Source organism: Streptomyces sp. SAS_272, assembly GCF_052543235.1.
The window spans coordinates 1-2,965 of the sequence record NZ_JBMNDR010000010.1 but is presented as its reverse complement, the minus strand read 5'-3'; the positions used below and the strand labels follow the sequence as shown (position 1 = coordinate 2,965).

Sequence of the window (2,965 nt, the reverse complement as noted above, 5' to 3'; positions counted from 1 at the left end):
CCGGGCCTTTGACCTGGTGCCCCCGGCAGGATTCGAACCTGCGACACCCGCTTTAGGAGTTCGATCCGGGGCCGCTCCGGCCGCTGCCGGTGACTGGTGCGACGGCCGGACAGGGATGCTGGGGTACGCCTCCGGCCGGCGGCGTTGATGTCAGCCGTGGATGTCAGAGACCTTCTGATCCGTAGCTCTACAGAGATTCGGTCGCTGCCCCACAGCCCTCCGATGTCGCGGACCGTCAACAGGGTCCCTTGTCCTGGCCGGTTCCGCAGATCGGCCCGGGGTCTTCGTAGATGTAGGCCAGGAAGAGTGCCCACGCAATCAGGGCGACCACGGTGCCGATGCGCCACAGCCGTTCGTTACGTCGCTTGGTCTTCTCATCGGGACGGTCAGGCTTGTCCCGTTCTTCACTGTTCACGTTCCCCCTAGTGTGTGCGAGCGAGGCCTCGCATTCGTGCACGCGGGAGTGCCCGGCCCCGGTTCCGTCCTGTGCGTCGCCGTGTCGGACGCGGGATGCGCGGCCCTGGGCGTCACCCGGGCCTGCCCGAAATCCAACTACCCGTCAATGCAGGTCTGTCGGACACAGGGCGTCGCCGCTTGTCCGCGCCTGCATCGATGGGGAGCGCACCCCCTACATCCCGCGGCCCCGGGGGCTGATCCGAAAGACACCGCCTTGCTCCCTCGATGCGAACTATGGGCGGAACGGTCGGTGAGGTCTGCACGGCTGGTCGGCCGTGCAGGTGCGGTCGGTAATGACCGACTGCGGTCGCGGTGGTTGCTGTACTTCGCTGCTGTACGCCAGGGAGGCGGAGACAGGCGTCACTCCTCGTCTACCGCGGTTCTCGCTGGGCACCTGGGATGCCGGGCGGCGTTTGCACATCAGCGCTCACCTGGCCGCCGAGGGTCATCACGTTGAGGGTCGCAGAGTTCTCGTAGGCAATTGCGCTCTCCACACGAGCGACCAAGGTCGTGAATGCTTCGCTCTCCGAGAGATTCGAGTAGGGACCGACCTTGGTTTCGAAGTAGATCCGCTCATGTCCAAGGAGCTGCTCTGTGGACCTGTAGTTCTTCCACTGCTCGCGGTAGCGGTACACGCTCTCCAAGGAGACGGAACCGACGACGATCAGACTCAGCACTGTGGCGGTGAGTTTCGCGAATGAAACGTCGAGGTTGACTAACACGGGGACCAAAGCTCCGCCGACGACGGATATCGTCCTCATCCGGAGGTGCATGGCCTTCGTCTTGACGGCCTTCCTGTCGTACCACTTCTGGTATTGAGACAGCCTGTCCTCCACGTAGTCCTGCGCCGCGGCTACAGGCTGGGAGACAGCGGGGTGAGCTTCAAGTGACTGACCGTCATCCGTCCCTGACATGCGTGCAAGTACATCGGTGGTGGAATAGCGTAGTCAACACGGCAGTTCATCCCTGGAGCAGTAGTTTGGAAGATCGCGTATGCGGCCCGGGGCTGAGCTGGCAAGTCGGTGACGTGCGGGTTCTCGGGTTCCTCCCCGATGTTCCCCGCAACTCCCCGCCGGTCGCTGCTCGATCAGGCACGCAGGGGGCACGGTGGCGGGCAGTCTGCTGACTGCCGTGGGATCTACGACTCACCCCACTCGGGGATGCACATCATGCGGTGAGCCGGCACGACGGGTTCGCTCGGTAGCGGATCGATTCCGCGGACCCGTACGGCCACGATATCCGTGGGGATGGGGGATCCGCCCGGAAGTCTCGTCAAACGCCACCTGAAGGCCTCTAGGACGTCCTTGGCGGGCAACTCCACCATGGCGAGACTGACCCACCGGTCGTAGTTGGTGGGATGGATGCGAACCGATGCGCCACATTCGGGGCAAAGTGGTGGCTCGATCCATGTCACGTCGTCGGGGTCGGGATCCGGTCTGGGTGAGGCTGTGGCCCCATCGGCTTCGGCCATCTCGTTGGCCAGGGTGTTCCAGCACCCCTCGCAGTAACTCGCCATGAGGCCGAACCGTCCGCGCTCACGCACGGCATGGCTGGTCTCCCCGCAGCGATGGCATGCCAACTGGTCACAATCCCGAATCGCCCCCATGTGTTTGAGTGTGAGCGAATCTGACTGGATCCCAGTAGGTCGCGATTTGGCCGTATTCGACGATCCGAGGCGCAGATGGCCGTCCATACCCGGTGATGGGCTCGACGTGGGCCCGTGCCCTGAGGTGTCACCCCTCGAAATGAGATGGTCTCGCTAGACTCTGGATCGGTACGATCCGCCTGGTCACGAGTCGTTTAGCGGCCTAAGACGTCGCGCTCGGGTTCGCCCCGACGCGGAAACCCCGGTTCGAATCCGGGCCGTGGCCACCCTCACTGCTTGCTCCAGCGGGCCGGCCAGATCCCAGTGGCCGAAGAAGTGAAGGGCCGGGTCTCTGACCTGAGGCCGTGCAATCGATCAACGCTGCGACCTGCGACTTAGCCGTCGTTGGTTGTCAGTGTTGGTCGTCGTTGAGCGCCCTTCGCTGGCCCTGAGACGGCCCAGCCCTCCGGTCCTCATGGCGAGTTGGCTGCCCCTTCTCCTGGCTGCGGCGGGTCGTCCGTGCTGACCTGTATCTGTGCTCTATCGAAAAGGGTTACTGACCTTGAATGCGTGATGTCGTCATGCTGGTTGGCACCGGAGGCCGGTGCCGGTGAGGCAGCCGTCGATGACGTCGGGGCGGTACTGAAGCTGGCGCAGGCCGCGTCGGACGGCGGTGATCAGGTCGTTCGGATCGGCGAAGGCACGGTTGGCTGTGGTGGTGCGTCGCAGGACGGACCAGATGCCTTCGACCGGGTTGAGGTCGGGTGAGTAGGGCGGCAGCTGGAAGACGGTGAGCCAGTCGCGGTCGGCGATGTAGCGGCGCAATCCGGCAGTCAGGTGGGTGTTCAAGTTGTCCCAGACCAGCACGATCGGGCCGCCGAGCTGCTGGTGGGCGGTTTGGAGGAGGTCGCGGTAGTCCTTCCA

General features: G+C 64.2%; 3 protein-coding genes and 1 tRNA gene. 1 reads left to right on the top strand and 3 read right to left on the bottom strand.

Translation table 11 applies throughout. The features are described from left to right. Window positions 1-235: 235 nt before the first annotated feature. Both ACN6LD_RS09250 and ACN6LD_RS09245 read right to left on the bottom strand, forming a co-directional pair. On the bottom strand, window positions 236-415 hold the full coding sequence (locus ACN6LD_RS09250; protein WP_319194712.1) for a hypothetical protein: 180 nt from the start codon (window positions 413-415) through the stop codon (window positions 236-238). A 412-nt stretch (window positions 416-827) separates the two neighbouring features. Beyond that, the gene (locus tag ACN6LD_RS09245) at window positions 828-1,370 is read right to left on the bottom strand and encodes a DUF4231 domain-containing protein (RefSeq protein WP_319194714.1); all 543 of its coding nucleotides are present in this window, start codon (window positions 1,368-1,370) and stop codon (window positions 828-830) included. Window positions 1,371-2,243: 873 nt separating this feature from the next. Here ACN6LD_RS09245 and ACN6LD_RS09240 point away from each other — a divergent pair. Next, window positions 2,244-2,328: transfer RNA gene (locus ACN6LD_RS09240), tRNA-OTHER, on the top strand. A gap of 292 nt (window positions 2,329-2,620) precedes the next feature. Here ACN6LD_RS09240 and ACN6LD_RS09235 read toward each other — a convergent pair. Then, on the bottom strand, window positions 2,621-2,965 hold a 345-nt coding region (locus ACN6LD_RS09235; protein ID WP_445042848.1), incomplete at its 5' end, for a transposase.